The organism is Pedobacter sp., from assembly GCF_046462515.1.
Taxonomy (GTDB): domain Bacteria; phylum Bacteroidota; class Bacteroidia; order Sphingobacteriales; family Sphingobacteriaceae; genus Pedobacter.
In genome coordinates this window covers 96,268-113,709 of the sequence record NZ_JBKGVD010000003.1, presented here as the reverse complement: position 1 = coordinate 113,709, position 17,442 = coordinate 96,268, and the positions used below count along the sequence as shown (strand labels likewise).

The window sequence follows — 17,442 nt, the reverse complement described above, 5'->3', positions numbered from 1 at the left end:
GGTAGTTATCTTAATAGCTACCCTATTTTTTATCTGATTATTTACATTTCAAATGATAGCAAATTAGCGATTCATCATTAATAACCAGACCTCCATACTAAACAGATTCAAAATGCGGAAATACTGAGTCATAAAATATTTTGATTTCCCATAATTGGTTCATCAACTGCCTATCAAAGCTGAAAAGGAATTTCCCACTTCTACTTATATCTACTCGGCAAGGCAGTTATGGGGCAAAAAAATAAGCGACAAGAAGGTAATCTATTTGATATTAATTCTTTAAGAAAAAGTAGTTTATATAGATTTTTTGGGAAGCTGGTGCAAACCCTACTTGGCAGAAATACCCGCATCTGCACGGCTGCAAGAAAAAATGCGAAAACAAGATGTGGTCTTTCTCTTTATTAATTTCTATGATGCACAAACACAATGGTTAAGAACCATAAAGGAAAAAACTTAAATGGTATTGAAGCCAAAGATCATGATTACTTTGAGCAAGCTTTTGGCATTAATAGAACAGGATTTCCACGGCAGGCTTTATTAGATAAGAATGGAGTCCTGGGAAATTCTTCTGCCCCAAGCCCAGTGGTCAAACAATTATCCAACTAATAGAACAATATCTTAAATAGCTCAAAGAAAAAGGGTGCATAAAACCTGAAATAGATTTTTATGCACCTTTGTTGTAAAAATCGACTACCGATTAATTACTTGATTTCTTCGTATCGTCATTATTGATACGTCGCTCATTTTTCTTGATACCATCTGTAAGTTTTCCAAATTTCCAATTGAGACTTACACTAAAGCGACGGTAGATATTGTAATTTAAACGTTCTTGTGTAAAGTTAGCTCCTTCTGTTAAGTTCTTATATACATTGTATTGCTTAAAAGGATTGGCGACCATGCCAAATAAGGTAAGTTTATCTTTGATCAGGTCTTTACTTACGCCCAAGCCCATAAAGTAGAAACTATTAGATTTACCTTGCAGCATTACCGAAGGTGCTGAATAATTAAATGAAATACTTGGTTTCCAACCATTATCAAATTTGTAATTACTGCTAAATGAAGTATACCCTGTTAAGCCGCTATTTTTAGTAGTGATCCCATTTATTGCTCCTTCTAACCATATATGGTTAAGATTGCCATTAACATTTGCACTCCATTTTGAGGTAATCGGATAATTGAAATTAATATTTAGCCCAAGCAGGTTATTCTTACCAATATTCAATGACGTTATACGTGTAATGTTTTGTGCTTCAAAATACTGATAGACGGTTTGCTGGGTATTGTTGGCAAAATTATAGCTCAAGCTTAAGTTCAAAGATCCCTTTTTAAAGTTACTATAGGTCAATTCAAAGTTGTTACTGATTACTGCTTTCAGGTCTGGATTACCCGTATATTCAAAGTTAGGCCTCGATTTGTCTACAAAAGGATTCAAATCGTAAATGCTCGGACGCTGTAAGCGCTGGGTAAAACCTAAACTAATGGCTTGACTATTTGCTAATTTCTTATTAAAAGATAGTGAAGGCACTAAATTAAAATAGTGATTTTTTACTGTTGAATTTGTAGAACGGAAATCACCACTCACATAAGTTGCCTCAAGTCTTGCTCCTGCTTTAAAAGTTAAGGTACTATCTAAAACTAATGTATAAGAATTATATACCCCAAAAATATTCTGATTGTTGTAATAAATATTACTTTGTGTAGCATCATATACATATACATTTTGGGTTTTATCTAAATTATAATGTTCTGAAATAGCAGAGCCATCCCTTAAAATTACTTTTGCCCCTGCTTCAACTGTAATCTTTTTAAATGGGTTAATATAATCCAGCTGGAAAGTATGCTCTTTAGTCTTACTTTCATTGTCTTGTTTATAATTTGTTCCGGAGTAATTAACCTCATTTAAAAAATCAACCTTGTTATGTTGTGGGTTTCCATAATCAGATAATTTATAAGAAAGGGTAAGTAAATGCTCCTTTTTCTTTTTAAAACCCAGTTGATAATTTAAATTATATTCTATTCCGCCCCATTCGTAGCGTGTAATACCGTTCATATTATAATTACTTAACTGAGACCCATCTTTCATATTGAAGAACCGTGTAGAATTTTGCTCGTTAAAACCTGCATATGGATTGATCTCGGCAGTGATCAAATTAAGAGAATCAATTTCGTAACTCAGTTCTGCACCTCCCCATGCCCATCTGTTATCTATTTTATTTTCGCCAATAGCTAAAAGACTGCCAGAAGTAAGGCCTGTTGTCAATCTCATATCCTGATTTTTTAATCCATCAACCTGCCATACACCTGTTCCACCATACGCAGAAGCACCAAAATTCCCCTGTCTTAATGTTAAATTACCATTTATACCTGGCCCTCCCGGAGTTTGGTTTCGTAGGTTGATATTACCATTGTAACCATTGGTAGCTTTCTTATTGGTAATGATATTGATCAATCCTGCAAGACCTTCACTTTCATATTTAGATGGGGGTGTGGTAATCACTTCTACTTTCTGAACATTTGATGCAGGCATGTTTTTTAAAACCTCTTTTGGGTCTCTTGCCAACATACCAGATGGTTTACCGTTGATCAGTATCTTATAGTTGCCATTGCCTTTAAGCTTTACATTGTCATCAGCATCAACAGAAAGCAAAGGAATTTTACGCATCATATCCAATACCGAAAGGGCCTTGCTTTCAGGATCCGCCTGTACGTCATAACTGATCCTGTCTGGTTCTTGCTTAATTACCGGTTTGCTAGCCACTACAGAAACTTCCTCTAACTTATTGCTTTGAGATACAGCCCATATTTTACCCAAATCAACAGATTGTTTAACATCAACTGCTATATGTTTAGTATTATAACCTAAAGAACCAATAACCAACAGGTAATTACCCGCACCGATCTTGTCTATAGAAAAATTGCCATTTTCATCACTTACTACACTTTTTAAGGCCGTTCCGTTTGATTGAAGAGAAACCGTAAAAAATTCACCCGGTTTTTTAGTCAGAGAATCTATGATGCTCCCTTTTACCTGCCAGTTTTTTTCCTGTGCATTAGTCATATTTACAGCACATACAACTGTAAATAGAGAAAGTAAAAATAGTTTGATTGTTTTCATTTGTGCTTATTTGTTATTTCAATGCCCCGAAGCATTTCTTTTTACAAGACAGTATTTTTTAGCTTGCGTTGCACCACATCGTTATAAAAAAGCACACAATGTTTTACTTAATTGATTTCCTGATATTTATTTTTTCCATCAGCTTCATTTCATATAATCTATTTCAAAAGCCTGTCGTTTTTTGTTAATTTAGCACAGAGATATGCTACAAAAACTTTCTATCCGTAATTATGCTTTAATAGACAGCCTTGACATTACTTTTGGCAATGGTTTAAATATCATTACAGGCGAAACCGGAGCCGGAAAATCTATTATTTTAGGCGCCTTGTCATTGATTTTAGGACAGCGTGTAGAAAGCAAATATTTTTATAACCAAAACAAAAAATGTGTAATTGAAGGGATCTTCAAGGTTTCAGGACATGAACTGAAAGAACTTTTTGAAACCGAAGACCTGGATTTCTTTGATGAAAATATGTTAAGGAGAGAGATTGCCATAGATGGCAAATCAAGGGCATTTATTAACGATACCCCTGTTAATCTCAATACCTTAAAATACATTGGCGAGCGTTTAATTGCCATACACTCGCAACATGCTACTTTAGAAATCAACAGTAGCGATTTCCAATTATTGGTTTTAGATAATGTGGCTGGTCAACAGGATGTGCTGACCAAGTACAAATCTGATCTGAAGCAATTGAAGTTGAATGAACAAACACTTAAAGATTTAGAAGACAGGGCACTTGAAGCTTCTAATAAGCAAGATTATGAGCAGTTTTTGTTTGATGAACTAACAGCTGCCAATTTAGTTGCAGATGAACAAGGTGAATTAGAACAGGAACTTCAAAAACTTACCCATGCCGAAAGCATTAAGATCAGTCTAAATAATTGTATACAGCTTTTAGATGAAAGCGAGCACAATATTATTGGCCAGTTAAAAGAAGCTGCTCATACACTAAAAAATGTGGAGCAATATGATAAAGAAATTGAAGCCCTGGCAGTAAGGTTAAAGTCTGTTAATATTGATCTTAAAGACATTTCCTTTGAGTTATCTAAAATAGAAGAAAATACCCTGCATAATGCTGAGCTTTTACAGGCTACCCAAGATCGTCTTAACCTGATCTATACCTTACAGCAAAAACATAAAGTAAGTTCAATTGACGGGCTTATCGTTATTCAACAACAGTTAGAAGCAGGTTTAAGTGAAAATGCATCCTATCATGAAAAAATAGATGTGCTAAAAAAAACAATCGCGAAACAGCAAAGCGATTTATTGGAAATGGCTAAAAAAATAAGTGAGAACCGTAAAAAAGCAGCTGTTAAAGTACAAGAACATATAACCGGAGTTTTACACAACTTAGGCATGCCCAATGCCAGTCTTTTAGTCGATTTACAGGAAGAGGCTCAGCTTAGAAAAGATGGCATTAACCAAATAGGTTTCTTGTTCAGCGCCAATTTAGGGCAGGTACCTGCACCTGTGCAAAAGATTGCCTCAGGTGGTGAATTGTCGCGTTTAATGTTGGCCATTAAATCTTTGCTAGCAAAGAATACATCTTTAGCTACGCTTATCTTTGACGAAATTGATACAGGTATATCTGGCGAAACTGCTTTAAAAGTAGGTCAGGTTATGGAGAAATTGAGTGAAAACATGCAAATCATTTCCATAACTCATTTACCTCAAATTGCCGCAAAAGGTAAAAATCATTATTTTGTTTATAAAAGTGAGCAAGACCAGAAAACTTCTACCGGGATTAAAAAACTTAACGATAATGAAAGAATCTTAGCAATTGCCGAAATGCTAAGCGGTAAAAACCCTAACGAGTTTGCATTACAAAACGCAAAGGCTTTATTAGCGATCTGATTCTGTTCTGATTTTTCCTAGAATTTCATTCTCTGTATTCTTATTGCATTTAATATAGCCAAAAATGCTACACCCACATCTGCAAAAACAGCTTCCCACATGGTAGCCAATCCACCTGCTCCCAAAATCAGTACAATTACTTTAACACCAAAGGCTAGGCCTATATTCTGATATACAATATTTTTAGTGGTTTTACCGATCTTAATTGCCGATGCAATTTTACTCGGCATATCGTTTTGTATCACTACATCAGCTGTTTCAATGGCCACATCGCTACCCAAAGCCCCCATAGCTATTCCTATATCACTTAAAGCCAGTACGGGGGCGTCATTGATCCCATCGCCTACAAAAGCCACCACATTGCTCTTATCTGCTTTAATTTCGTTAAGCTTAACAACTTTATCCTCAGGTAATAAATCGCCAAAAGCACTATCTATTCCTAGTTCTTTGGCAACTTTCTGTGTGATGGCATCTTTATCTCCGCTTAGCATTACTATCTTTTTAACACCATTTGCATGCAAATCAGTTATTGCCTGTTTCGCATCATCCTTAACTTCATCTGCAATAAGCACATAACCAACATATACATTATTTACAGCCATCAAAACAATAGTTTCTACTTTCTCATCTATTTCTGCCGGGTAAGCAACGTTCATTTTCTTCAATAATTTAGCATTACCAGCGCTTACACTTTTACCATCAATAATTGCAGAGAGCCCATGTCCTGCAATTTCTTTAACATCACTTAAAGGTAAGAATGATTTTTCACCATAATACGCAACAATGGCCTTGGCAATAGGATGTGTAGATTGGCTCTCTAGGCTAGCCAGTAACTTTAGGAATTCTTCCTCATCCATTTCAGTTTTGATCTCTGTAACTTTAAAAACGCCGTGAGTTAAGGTGCCTGTTTTATCCATCACCACTGTGTTTAATTGGGTTATTACATCCAGATAATTTGAGCCTTTAAACAGAATTCCATTACCCGAAGCAGCACCAATACCACCAAAATAACCCAACGGTATTGATATTACCAATGCACAAGGGCATGAAATCACTAAAAATACCAAGCCTCTGTATAACCATTCATTAAATTGATAATCAGATACAAAAAAGTATGGAATAAAAACCAGTGCAAGAGCAAGAAAAAATACAATAGGGGTATATATCTTTGCAAATTTTCTGATGAACAGTTCTGTTTTGGCCTTTTTAGAAGTTGCATTCTGAACAAGTTCAAGAATCTTAGATAATGCACTATCCTCAAATTTTTTCGTAACCTCTAAGCTGATCACGTTTTCCAGATTTAACATACCTGCTAATACCTGTTCACCTTTCCTAATGGTTTTTGGCCTGCTCTCTCCAGTAAGTGCTGCAGTGTTAAAACTGGCGCTATCGTTTAAAAGTGTACCATCCAGAGGTGCCTTTTCGCCTACCCTTATCTGTATGGTATCTCCTATCTTAATCGTATTTGGCTGTACATCTTTATAATTGCCATTAGCTTCTAAATGCGCAATGTCAGGTCTTACATCCAATAAGGCCTTAATGTTATTTTTAGCTTTGTTTACAGCCGCATTCTGAAAAAGCTCTCCTATAGAATAAAACAACATTACAGCAACTGCCTCAGGGTATTCTCCTAAAGCTAACGCACCTATGGTTGCCAATCCCATCAGTAGAAATTCAGTAAAAATCTCTCCTTTTATAATAGTACTATAAGCCTCTTTCAAGACAGGAAAGCCTACGGGAATATAAGCTAATAAATACCAGGCCAGTCTAATATAGCCTTCAAAAAAAGAAGCCTCAGTATAATCTAATAATATACCGCCTAACAACAAAAGCAGGCTCAGTAAAGCAGGAATATAAGTTTTAAAAGAAGAAGCATCACCATGTGAATGGTCATGACCATCGTGCGAGTGCTCATGCTTGGCATGAACACTGCAACAAGCTGCTTCATTTTCTGTATGTGTATGTTTTGTAAACTCCATTTATCTTATTTAGAATAATTCAAAACTAAGCATAATAAGTATCTTAATCATAGGCTTCAAAGTTATTTTTATGTCAAACACAATAAAAAGTGTTAAAAAATGTTAATTATATAAATCACTACAAAAATGAAATTGTTTAAAATATCGTTTTTATATAACGAAATTTTCCGCAAGCTTGGCTTAGACAAAATTTATTACTGGTTCAACAAGTAATATTTCTATTGCTTTTTAAGTTTTTTTTCAAACATTTAACTAACTTTCGCGTCCAGAACTTAATTTAAAAGGCATGAAAGTTAATCATCTTAAAAATTACTTTGCCGCTTTGGGTATCATTGCAGGAAGCTTTACTGCTTACGCCCAAAGTGCACCCAAAAAATTTATTGACCCGGCAAATATGGACTTGAGCGTTAAGCCAGGCAATGATTTTTACGAATATGCAAGCGGAACTTGGATAAAAAACAATCCTGTTCCGGCCAAAGAAACCCGTTGGGGGTCTTTTAATGAACTCAGAGATTTTAATGTAAACGCAGTTAGGAGTCTTGTAGAAGCAGCTGCTGCCAATAAAACAGCTCCGGCAGGCTCAGTAACTAAACGTGTAGGCGATTTCTATGCAGCAGCAATGGATAGTTTAACCATTGAGAGATTAGGGTATACACCTATAAAAGCAGATCTTGAAAGAATTAAAAATATTGCAAATCTTAATGATGTACTGAATCAGGTTACCTATATGCGCAGCAATGGTATTGGCAGTGCCTTATATGGATTTGGTGTGGGTCAGGACCGTAAAAATGTAACCAAATATATGGTAAACATTTCACAAGGCGGTACAACCCTAAGCGACAGAGATTATTATCTGAAAGACGACAGCAGAAGCGTAAAAATAAGAGAGGCCTATGATACTTATATGACCACTCTCTTTAACCTTATAGGTTATAGCAAAGAAGAGGCCGCAAAAAAAGCTAAAACCGTTTTCGGGATCGAGAAAAAATTAGCGGAAGCTCAGATGAGCCGCCTTGAAATGAGAGACCCGTATAAAACGTATAATAAGCTTACGCTTTCTGAATTTAATAAAATAACACCTGATATCAACTGGAACACTACATTAACCAATTTAGGTGTTAAAGGACAGGACAGTGTTTTAGTGAACTCACCTAGTTTCTTTAAATCTTTAAATGAATTATTAAACTCTGTTTCTGTTGCCGACTGGAAATCATATCTGGAATGGAATGTACTTAAAGGAGCTGCTAATAATTTAAGTTCTCCCTTTGTTAATGCAAGTTTTGCTTTTACCCAGGTTCAAACCGGACAAAAAGTACAAACTCCGCGCTGGCAACGTATGTCTTCATTAACAGATGGTGTTTTAGGTGATTTACTCGGACAACTGTATGTAGCTAAATATTTCAAACCTGAAGCTAAGGCGCGTATGGATGAGATGATCAAAAATCTGCGTAAAGCTTTTGAGATCAGAATCAAAAATCTGGATTGGATGAGCGATGCCACTAAGGAAAAAGCGCTTGCAAAATTACATGCTTTTTATCCTAAAGTTGGTTATACCACAAAATGGAGAAATTATGATGGCTTGGTGATCAAACGCGACACTTACTTCCAAAACTTACGTAATGCAGGTATTTGGGGCTTCAAAGATAATATTAGTCAGTTAGGTAAACCTATAGACCGTACTCGTTTTGGTATGACTCCTCCAACGGTAAATGCTTACTATAGCCCAACCATGAACGAAATTGTTTTCCCTGCTGGAATTTTACAATTCCCGTTCTTCCATCCCGATGCTGATGATGCTGTAAACTATGGAGGAATTGGTGCTGTTATAGGTCATGAAATGAGCCACGGTTTTGATGATACAGGTAGCCAGTACGATAAAGATGGAAATCTAAAAAACTGGTGGACTGATGAAGACAGAGCTAAATTTAATGCTAAAACCAAACTTTTAGGCGAGCAGTTTGATGCTTATACTGTTTTAGATACTATTCATGTAAATGGCAAATTAACTATGGGTGAGAATATTGGTGATTTAGGCGGATTAAATGCTGCTTATACTGCGTTTAAAATGACCAAGCAAGGCCAAAGCAAAGAGAAAATAGATGGCTTTACTCCTGATCAACGTTTCTTTTTAGCATGGGCACAGGTATGGAGAGGAAATATTCTTCCTGAAACAGCAGCACAGCTTATCAAAACTGATACTCACTCACCAGGGCCTTACAGAACCATTGGTGCTCCTGTAAATATGGATGCATGGTATGAGGCTTTTGATGTAAAGCCAGGTGATAAATTATACAAAAAACCTGAAGATAGAATTAGACTTTGGTAAAATAAAAAGGAGGCTTAAAGCCTCCTTTTTATTGGTATTTACGCTGTATCTTCTTAGGCAATTTTGCCAGAATCAAATTTCTGGAATTTTTAATTCTCTGTTTGAGCTCTTCATTACCTAAAACTTCTAAACTTTCTATCTCAACCCATTGCCCTTTAGCCATATGTCTGGCTTGTTTTATTCCCGGTCTGGCAACTAACTCATCAAATTCTTCTTGATTACATTTAACAGAAAATCTACAATTGTCATCAATGGCTATAATAATAAATATCTTCTCTTCTATTAAAAAACACAAATGTTCCCATTTAATATCTTCTGTTGTACCAGGTAACGATAAACAAAACTCTCTAAGGCTTTCTATATTCATACGATAATAAGTATTTCTATTCGCCTATAAATTTAAAAACAAAAAGAGCATATTGATGTTTAATCATTAATTTTAGAGAATGAATGTTTTAGTACAAACTGCCGACGGATCCAATACTTTGTTTAATCCGATTATTGGCGAACATTATCATTCGGCGCATGGTGCATTGCAAGAAAGTGAGCATGTTTTTATCCAATCCGGATTAAAACACTTTTTAAGCTTAAACGAAGAAAATCATGTGCATATACTTGAAGTTGGTTTTGGCACCGGTCTCAATTTTATATTAACGCTTGATTTCTGCCTGCAAAACAATATCGGATTACAGTACACTGGCATAGAAGCATTCCCTTTATCGGTTGATATAATTGAACAAACTGGTTATCAGAATTTTGTTACCCCAAAAACCTGGAATATTTTTATTAGCGCCTATGAAAAAGCTAAGATGGGCAAAGTACAACTTACACCTACCTGTACGCTTGAAATCAAACATTTATCACTTGATCATTTTATTAGCGCAGATAAGTATGATATTGTTTATTATGATGCTTTCTCAGTAAGGCACCAACCCGAAATGTGGAGCAACGAAATTATTGCCCATACTTGTAATTTCTTAAAAAGCGGAGGCATTTTTATTACCTACGCCATTACCGGAAATTTGAAACGTGCAGTAAAAAGTTGTGGATTTGAAATAGAAAAGATTAAAGGAGCTCCTGGCAAAAGAGAAATGCTAAGGGCGTTAAAACATTAATAAACTTATATACCATGAAAGACTTAAAATTACCATTTATTGCTCACCTTACTTTGGTACTGCTGTCTATCCTCATGTTAGGGTATTTAGCCATTTTAGGTAAAAGCCTGTTAGCCCCTCTTTTGTTTTCATTGCTAATGGCACTCTTACTTTTGCCGCTCACTAATTTCCTTGAATATAAGCTCAAATTTAGAAGAAGTTTGGCGGCCATAGTAGCTGTAATTGCTATGATAGCTGTATTGTATGCTATTATTTACTTCTTTGCAGCTCAACTTAGCGAGTTATGGACCGATTGGCCTCTTCTGGTAAATGAGGTTACCAAGGCTTTTCATGAGCTTCAGATCTGGATATCTAAAACCTTTCATATCAACACCTATAAACAACAATCATATATTACCAATACTGCCGAAAAAGCCTTATCAAGTGGAGCAGTGGTGGTGGGTACCACATTGATCACCTTATCTTCCAGCCTTTTATTTTTAGGTTTCACTATCCTTTTTACCTTTTTCCTGCTTAATTACCGCCGTTTGCTTTACGGATTTTTAACCTCGGTGTTTAAAGAAGAACATAAAGAAAAAGTAAACAGCATAGTTAACGAGATACAACGTATTATAAAAAAATACATTACAGGGTTGTTTATACAAATGCTTATTGTAACCACCTTAATGATTACAGCATTATCTATTTTAGGTGTTAAATATGCTATTTTATTAGGACTTGTTGCAGGTATTTTCAACATCATACCCTATTTGGGTATTGCAACTGCGCTGATTATAAGTGCACTGATAACCTTTGCTACTGCAGGTGGCGCTCAGGCACTTATAGTAGTATTTATATTTGTAGGCATACATGCAATAGATGGCAATATACTGATGCCCTTAGTTGTAGGATCGAAGGTTAAGATCAATGCTTTAATTGCCTTTGTTGGCATTGTTGTAGGCGAAATGATCTGGGGTATAGCTGGTATGTTCTTATGTATTCCTTACTTAGCCATGCTGAAAATTATTTTTGCAAATATAGATGAGCTTAAAGCCTGGGCTATTTTATTTGGGGAACAGCCTAAAAGAAAAATAAGAAAACGCCGTAGTTTTCAACTCACAAAGAAAATACGTATAGAAGAAGCAGAATAATAGCATGGCAGAACAAAACTCTCCAAAAGCACCACATTTATTGAGTACCTCAGCTAACTTACTGGGTTTTTGTTTTATTGTTTTAACTTCCTTAAAGATTTCAAAATTAAACGGATCTACTTTTATTGACGAAGGAGCGGCTTTAGCCATTGTTATTTTTATGAGCAGCTGTTTTCTTTCTTTCCTGTCCTTACGGAGTAAATCTCCTGTAAGATCAAATAGACTCGAAAACACAGCTGATATTTTATTTCTTTGCGGTTTAATTGTTCTTTTTATTACCACAATTTTAATTGTCTTAAATATTATTTAAAAATGCCTACAAACATTGCCCCTTTAAGCGCCACAACACCCGAACTTGCTTTCCTACGTTTATTGAATGTACTGGATACCTTGCGTACGCAATGCCCATGGGATAAAAAACAGACCATGGAAACATTGAGGCATTTAACCATAGAAGAAACTTACGAGCTATCTGATTCAATTTTGGACGGAGATATGCAAGAAATTAAAAAAGAGTTGGGCGATCTGATGATGCACCTGGTATTTTATGCCCGTATAGCAAGCGAAACAAATACCTTTAACATTACCGATGTATTAAATGGCGTATGTGATAAACTCATTAACCGACATCCTCATATTTATGGCGATGTGGAAGTGAATAATGAAGATGATGTAAAAAGAAACTGGGAACAACTTAAATTAAAAGAAGGCAACAAATCTGTTTTAGCGGGTGTGCCTGCATCTTTGCCGGCTTTGGTTAAAGCTGGAAGAATACAGGAAAAAGCAAGAGGAGTTGGTTTTGACTGGGATAAAAAAGAGCAGGTATGGCAAAAAGTAGAAGAAGAGTTACAAGAATTCAAGACAGAGTTTAATGTAGAAAAAGATGAAGATATTGATATTGAAAAAGCAGAAGCAGAATTTGGTGATCTGATTTTTTCTCTGGTAAATTATGCTCGTTTTATCCATATCAACCCTGAAAATGCATTGGAGAAAACCAATAAAAAATTCATAAAGCGTTTTCAATATTTAGAGCAAAAAGCCAAAGAAAATGGAAAAGCTCTACAAGATATGACCCTTGCCGAAATGGATGTATATTGGAATGAAGCAAAAAAACATTGAAATGGATAAACCGCAAAATGTTGATGAATATATAGCTACCTTTCCGGCTGATATACAAAAATTATTACAAGAAATCAGGACTTTTATCCAAGGACTTTTACCAGCTGAAACCATTCAGGTTATTAGCTATGGCATACCTACATTTAAACTTAATGGTAATGTGATACATTTTGCCGGTTACGCAAATCATATCGGGCTTTATCCGGGTGCGGCCGCTATTGTTCATTTTGCTGAAGAACTTAAAAATTACAAGACTTTAAAAGGTACCATACAATTTCCTATTACAGAACCTTTTCCAAAATCATTGGTCAAAAAGATTGTCTTATTTTGTCTGCAACAAAATCTCAACAAGAAGAAATAACCTCACAAAACAAATCTGTGAGGTTATGGCTTTTTATTTTACTAATAAGCTGCTGTAAAGCGTTGTTTAATATGCTTATTTTGTTCCAGTTCATCAGCAACAACTACTGCAACATCTTCTACAGAAAGTACAGAATGCCCATTTTCATCAAATACAGGGCTCTCCAAGCCTAATCTGTAATGCCCGGTTCTTCCTATTTCAATACCCGGGTGCATTTCAATTGCAGGACTGAAATAGGTCCAGTCTAAATTATTTTCTTTCTTTAGGATTTCAAGGTAATCTCTGGCTGCAGTGGCACCCGGTTTAATGTTTTCAGGAAAATCTGCCCCATCAACCAGTTGCTTACCATCAACATATAAACTTCCTGCCCCGCCAACCACAATAAATCTTTTAACACCAGCCTCGGCTACTGCCTTTTGGATATTTTCTGCCCCTTTAATAAAATCATGATAAAGATGAGGATTGGTCCATCCCGCGTTAAAAGCACTGATTACTGCATCCGCACCTTCAATTGTGCGCTTTAAGTCATCAGAATTGTTAATATCTATACTTTTAACTTCAACATTCATTTTTGTCTCTGCCTTTTCAATATTACGGGCAATCGCCAGAATTTGATGGCCTCTGTTTGCCAGTTCGTTTACCAGATTTTTGCCAACAAATCCTGTGGCTCCAATTACTACTACTTTCATATACTTATATTTAATTTATAATTGTAATAATTTTTATTACAGTTTTAGTTAAAAAAATTTATTTAAACTTTTGCGCAAATTCCCATAAAGTTTGTTTTTCTAAAGCAGCAACCAAGGCCCTTTCTGCATCCTGATATAAATTATCAAGATGTATATTAATTTGCTTTCCTACTGAACAGTTTGGATTGGGTTGTTGTTTACTTCCTAAAATAGAAGTTTCTCTAATGCTGCCATAGATTTGAGACAATGTAATATCCTGAGGATTTGTAGCCAAACTTACTCCTCCATGCTTTCCTTCTTTACTCTGAACAAAACCTCGCTGTTTCAAACCCTGTAGAGCTTTACGCACCATTGCCGCATTGATATTGATGCTACCTGCAATATATTCTGATGATAGGAGATCGCCTTGGTTTTTGGTTAACAAAACCAGTATGTGTAAAGCTATCGCAAACCTTCCGTTGTTCATTCTGTATCAAAAAATATTACAGTTCAAAAGTAATAAACAATAGTTAATCTTAAAAATCAATCATACAATTCGCTTTAAATATGATAATAGATTGACCTTAACTATTTTAAACTCTATCTTTGCAAAAGTAAACCCTATAACATTCAAATTGAAGAAGATCTTTAAAATAACTGGCATAACGCTGGTTTCTATTCTGGCCTTATTATTCCTTATTCCTCTCTTAATCCCTCAAACGGTAAATCAAAAAATTACTGATCTTATTAATAAAAATATTAAAGGAGAGGTTGCATTTAAAAGTACAAATCTGTCTTTCTTTAATCATTTTCCTTCTCTTACTTTAAACTTAAATTCATTTTTGCTAAAAGGTTCTGAACCTTTTAAAAATGATACTTTATTGTATGCCGAGCAACTATCATTGGGTGTGGATTTGTTTTCTTTATTTAGCAAACAGATTAAGGTGGACAAATTCTATATTGATAATGGCAAGATCAATATATTGGCCGATTCTACCGGGAGAGCAAACTATAATGTTTATGAGAGCAAACCCGCAACAGACAAACCTACCGGTACAAGCAACACAGCTTTAAAAATCAGCGGCATCTATATCAAGAACACCAATCTGCTTTATAACGACAAATCCATACCAATGCTTATCAAAGCAGAAGAATTGAATTATAGCGGAACAGGTGATTTAAGCCATGCCATATTTGATCTAAAAAGCAAGTTAAGGATAAAAAGTACAAATATTTATTACGCTAATACACCATATTTATTAAATAAGAAACTTAACGCCAAACTTGTTACCAAAATAAATACCAATTCTCTTGATCTTATTTTTGACGAGAACAATCTCCGTATCAATGATTTACCGATCCAATTTGTGGGCCGGTTCTCTTTCTTAAAAGATGGATATGACCTGGATTTCAGAACCAAGGCCAGAGAAACCGACCTGCAAGGGATTTTCTCAGCTCTTCCACCTGAAATTGCCGATCGTATGGAACGCACAAAAATTAAAGGATATGGAGAAATAGATGCAGCTTTGATAGGAAAATACATAGCCAGTAATCATGCTATGCCTTCTTTAACCTTTAATATGAAAATAAGGGACGGCCAGATTACTAATCCAAATACTCCGCAAACCATTAAGAATCTATTTCTTAATCTGCACACCTCTCTTCCCAGTCTTAATCCAGATAGTCTGAAGGTAAATATGGACAGCCTGTTTTTTAATATAGATAAAGATTTTTTTGCTTCGGTAACCAAAATAAAAGGGTTAAAAGAACCTGAAATTTATACACGTACACGTTCTAACATCAATCTTGAAAACTGGGCTAAGATCATCAACTTAGATAGTGTGGTTATGAAAGGTAAATTGGTCATGAATATCAACGCGGATGGGAAATTCAGTAAAAAGGTTGTTAAGAGCGGCATAAGGAAAATTGATACGGTTATTGCAACCGTACCTCGTTTTGATGCGAGCATAATATTAACTAATGGTTACTTTAAATACGCTGCCCTGCCATCAGCTATCGATAAGATTAATTTTAATTTTACAGGTAATAATAACGATGGAGATTATAAGAATACCATATTAGCATTTAACGATGTAAATATAAATGCAATGTCTAATTATATAAAAGGACACGCCCGTTTACAAACCATTAACAACTTTACGATTGATGCGGGATTAAAAACAGCAATCAATTTTGCCGAAATCAAAAACTTTTACCCCATTAAAGACCTGATATTAAAGGGAAAACTCTCTATAGACCTGAACAGTAAAGGCTCTTACAACAAATCAAAAAAGCAGTTTCCTGTAACTACAACCTCAGTTAAACTTGATGAAGGCTACATTAAAACTTCTAATTTTAGCGAGGCCCTTGAAAAAATCAATATAGATGCCATGATCGTAAACACAGATGGCACACTTAAAGGCACTACTTTGAATATTAAACCTATTTCATTTGAAATGGCCGATCAGCCTTTCTTGTTAAAAGCACAGGTTAATAATTTAGATAATGTTTCATACGATATTGCTTCGAGAGGCAGCTTGGATATTGGAAAAATCTATAAAGTATTTGCGGTTAAAGGTTATCAGGTTAAAGGCTTTATCTACACTAATTTTTCATTAAAAGGTATCCAAAGCGACGCCATGGCGGGCAGATATAGCAGGTTAAATAACAGTGGTATAATGCGTATTAAAGACCTGGACATCAACACAGATATTTTCCCGAAAAGTTTTATGATCAGCAGTGGAAAGTTTTCTTTTACACCTTCGGCCCTAAAGTTTGATGAATTTAAAGCCTCGTATGGTGCGTCAGATTTCAATCTTAATGGCGACCTAAATAATTACATCAGCTATATATTTGATGACAAAGAGAAACTCAAAGGAAAATTTGTGCTGAACAGCAACAAGCTTGTGGCTGATGAGTTTATGGTTTTTGCGGATGATAATGCCGCACAAACAAATAAATCGGGTTCCAAAGGTGTAATATTAATCCCTAGTAACTTAGATGTGATTTTCCAAGCAAATGCAAAACAGGTTCTTTACAATGGTTTAAACATTAAAAATGCCAAAGGAAATATGCAGATCAGCAATGGCAGCATAAATCTTAACGAAACAGGTTTTGAACTGGCAGGTGCAAAAGTTAACATGAATGCCATGTACAAAAGCTTATCTCCGTTAACAGCTGCATTTGATTTTAAACTTGCCGCAGAAAACTTTGATATCTCAAGAGCGTACAAAGAAATACAGCTTTTCAAAGATATGGTTTCATCTGCCTCGAAAGTTAAAGGTATAGTTGGACTGGATTACCAATTGAGTGGCAAATTGAATGATGAAATGTACCCTGTTTTTCCTTCAATTAAAGGCGGTGGCGTTTTAACTTTAAAAGACGTAAAACTTGCCGGATTTAAGATGATGAATGCTGTGAGCAAAACAACTGGCAGAGATAGTTTAAATAATCCTCATTTAAAAGATATAGAAATAAAATCTACCATTAAAAACAACATCATTACCTTAGAACGTACCAAAATGAAAATAGCAGGTTTTAGGCCACGTTTTGAAGGACAGGTAAGTTTTGAGGGAAAATTAAATTTAAGTGGCAGGTTAGGTTTACCACCTTTTGGTATTATTGGTATCCCTTTAAGCGTAACAGGTACTCAAGAAAAACCGATAGTTAAGTTAAAGCGAAATAAAGAAGGTAAGCTGGAAGAAACAGAAGAGAGCAATTAAGAATTGCCCTCTTCCTGAAAATAACTATTACTTTACTATTTTATTATTT

General features: G+C 35.3%; 15 protein-coding genes. 10 read left to right on the top strand and 5 right to left on the bottom strand.

Annotated elements, in window-relative coordinates; all coding sequences use genetic code 11:
* The first annotated feature begins 228 nt into the window (after positions 1 to 228).
* Both ACLHG9_RS03200 and ACLHG9_RS03195 read left to right on the top strand, forming a co-directional pair.
* On the top strand, positions 229 to 405 hold the full coding sequence (locus ACLHG9_RS03200) for a hypothetical protein (RefSeq protein ID WP_410220080.1): 177 nt from the start codon (positions 229 to 231) through the stop codon (positions 403 to 405).
* Between the two features lie 21 nt (positions 406 to 426).
* On the top strand, positions 427 to 606 hold the full coding sequence (locus ACLHG9_RS03195) for a hypothetical protein (protein ID WP_410220079.1): 180 nt from the start codon (positions 427 to 429) through the stop codon (positions 604 to 606).
* 91 nt (positions 607 to 697) lie between these two features.
* On the opposite strand, the gene ACLHG9_RS03190 is transcribed toward ACLHG9_RS03195, so the two are convergent.
* Positions 698 to 3,115, bottom strand: coding sequence for an outer membrane beta-barrel protein (locus ACLHG9_RS03190; RefSeq protein ID WP_410220078.1), 2,418 nt, complete (start codon positions 3,113 to 3,115; stop codon positions 698 to 700).
* Positions 3,116 to 3,317: 202 nt separating this feature from the next.
* On the opposite strand from ACLHG9_RS03190, the gene recN reads away from it, so the two are divergent.
* Positions 3,318 to 4,973 carry a DNA repair protein RecN gene (gene recN, locus ACLHG9_RS03185; protein WP_410220077.1) on the top strand — a complete coding sequence of 552 codons (1,656 nt, stop codon included), beginning with the start codon at positions 3,318 to 3,320 and terminating at the stop codon, positions 4,971 to 4,973.
* A gap of 17 nt (positions 4,974 to 4,990) precedes the next feature.
* Here the strand turns inward: recN and ACLHG9_RS03180 are convergent, their stop codons facing one another.
* Positions 4,991 to 6,952 (bottom strand): heavy metal translocating P-type ATPase, encoded by a 1,962-nt coding sequence (locus ACLHG9_RS03180; RefSeq protein ID WP_410220076.1) that lies wholly within the window; start codon positions 6,950 to 6,952, stop codon positions 4,991 to 4,993.
* 286 nt (positions 6,953 to 7,238) lie between these two features.
* On the opposite strand from ACLHG9_RS03180, the gene ACLHG9_RS03175 reads away from it, so the two are divergent.
* Positions 7,239 to 9,278: a M13 family metallopeptidase gene (locus ACLHG9_RS03175; protein WP_410220075.1), complete on the top strand. Its 2,040-nt coding sequence runs from the start codon at positions 7,239 to 7,241 to the stop codon at positions 9,276 to 9,278.
* 28 nt (positions 9,279 to 9,306) lie between these two features.
* Here ACLHG9_RS03175 and ACLHG9_RS03170 read toward each other — a convergent pair whose 3' ends face one another.
* Entirely contained in the window at positions 9,307 to 9,645 is a 339-nt protein-coding gene (locus ACLHG9_RS03170) for an MmcQ/YjbR family DNA-binding protein (RefSeq protein ID WP_410220074.1), read from the bottom strand.
* A gap of 79 nt (positions 9,646 to 9,724) precedes the next feature.
* Between ACLHG9_RS03170 and mnmD the strand changes: the two genes are divergently transcribed.
* From mnmD to ACLHG9_RS03145, 5 genes are read left to right on the top strand one after another with little or no spacing between them, the layout of a single operon-like run.
* Entirely contained in the window at positions 9,725 to 10,393 is a 669-nt protein-coding gene (gene mnmD / locus ACLHG9_RS03165) for a tRNA (5-methylaminomethyl-2-thiouridine)(34)-methyltransferase MnmD (protein ID WP_410220073.1), read from the top strand.
* A 14-nt stretch (positions 10,394 to 10,407) separates the two neighbouring features.
* Positions 10,408 to 11,523: an AI-2E family transporter gene (locus ACLHG9_RS03160; protein ID WP_410220072.1), complete on the top strand. Its 1,116-nt coding sequence runs from the start codon at positions 10,408 to 10,410 to the stop codon at positions 11,521 to 11,523.
* 4 nt (positions 11,524 to 11,527) lie between these two features.
* Positions 11,528 to 11,833 (top strand): hypothetical protein, encoded by a 306-nt coding sequence (locus ACLHG9_RS03155; RefSeq protein WP_410220071.1) that lies wholly within the window; start codon positions 11,528 to 11,530, stop codon positions 11,831 to 11,833.
* Between the two features lie 2 nt (positions 11,834 to 11,835).
* Positions 11,836 to 12,642 carry a nucleoside triphosphate pyrophosphohydrolase gene (gene mazG / locus ACLHG9_RS03150; protein ID WP_410220070.1) on the top strand — a complete coding sequence of 269 codons (807 nt, stop codon included), beginning with the start codon at positions 11,836 to 11,838 and terminating at the stop codon, positions 12,640 to 12,642.
* Entirely contained in the window at positions 12,623 to 13,003 is a 381-nt protein-coding gene (locus ACLHG9_RS03145) for an iron chaperone (protein ID WP_410220069.1), read from the top strand. The genes mazG and ACLHG9_RS03145 overlap by 20 nt, the downstream gene beginning before the upstream one ends.
* Before the next feature lie 41 nt (positions 13,004 to 13,044).
* Here ACLHG9_RS03145 and ACLHG9_RS03140 read toward each other — a convergent pair whose 3' ends face one another.
* Positions 13,045 to 13,692, bottom strand: a complete 648-nt coding sequence (locus ACLHG9_RS03140; protein ID WP_410220068.1) for an NAD(P)-dependent oxidoreductase — start codon at positions 13,690 to 13,692, stop codon at positions 13,045 to 13,047.
* A 58-nt stretch (positions 13,693 to 13,750) separates the two neighbouring features.
* Positions 13,751 to 14,158, bottom strand: a complete 408-nt coding sequence (locus ACLHG9_RS03135; RefSeq protein ID WP_410220067.1) for an RrF2 family transcriptional regulator — start codon at positions 14,156 to 14,158, stop codon at positions 13,751 to 13,753.
* Between the two features lie 148 nt (positions 14,159 to 14,306).
* Here ACLHG9_RS03135 and ACLHG9_RS03130 point away from each other — a divergent pair, with 148 nt between their 5' ends.
* Complete coding sequence (locus ACLHG9_RS03130) at positions 14,307 to 17,393, top strand: AsmA family protein (protein WP_410220066.1); 3,087 nt, start codon at positions 14,307 to 14,309, stop codon at positions 17,391 to 17,393.
* Positions 17,394 to 17,442: the final 49 nt, after the last annotated feature.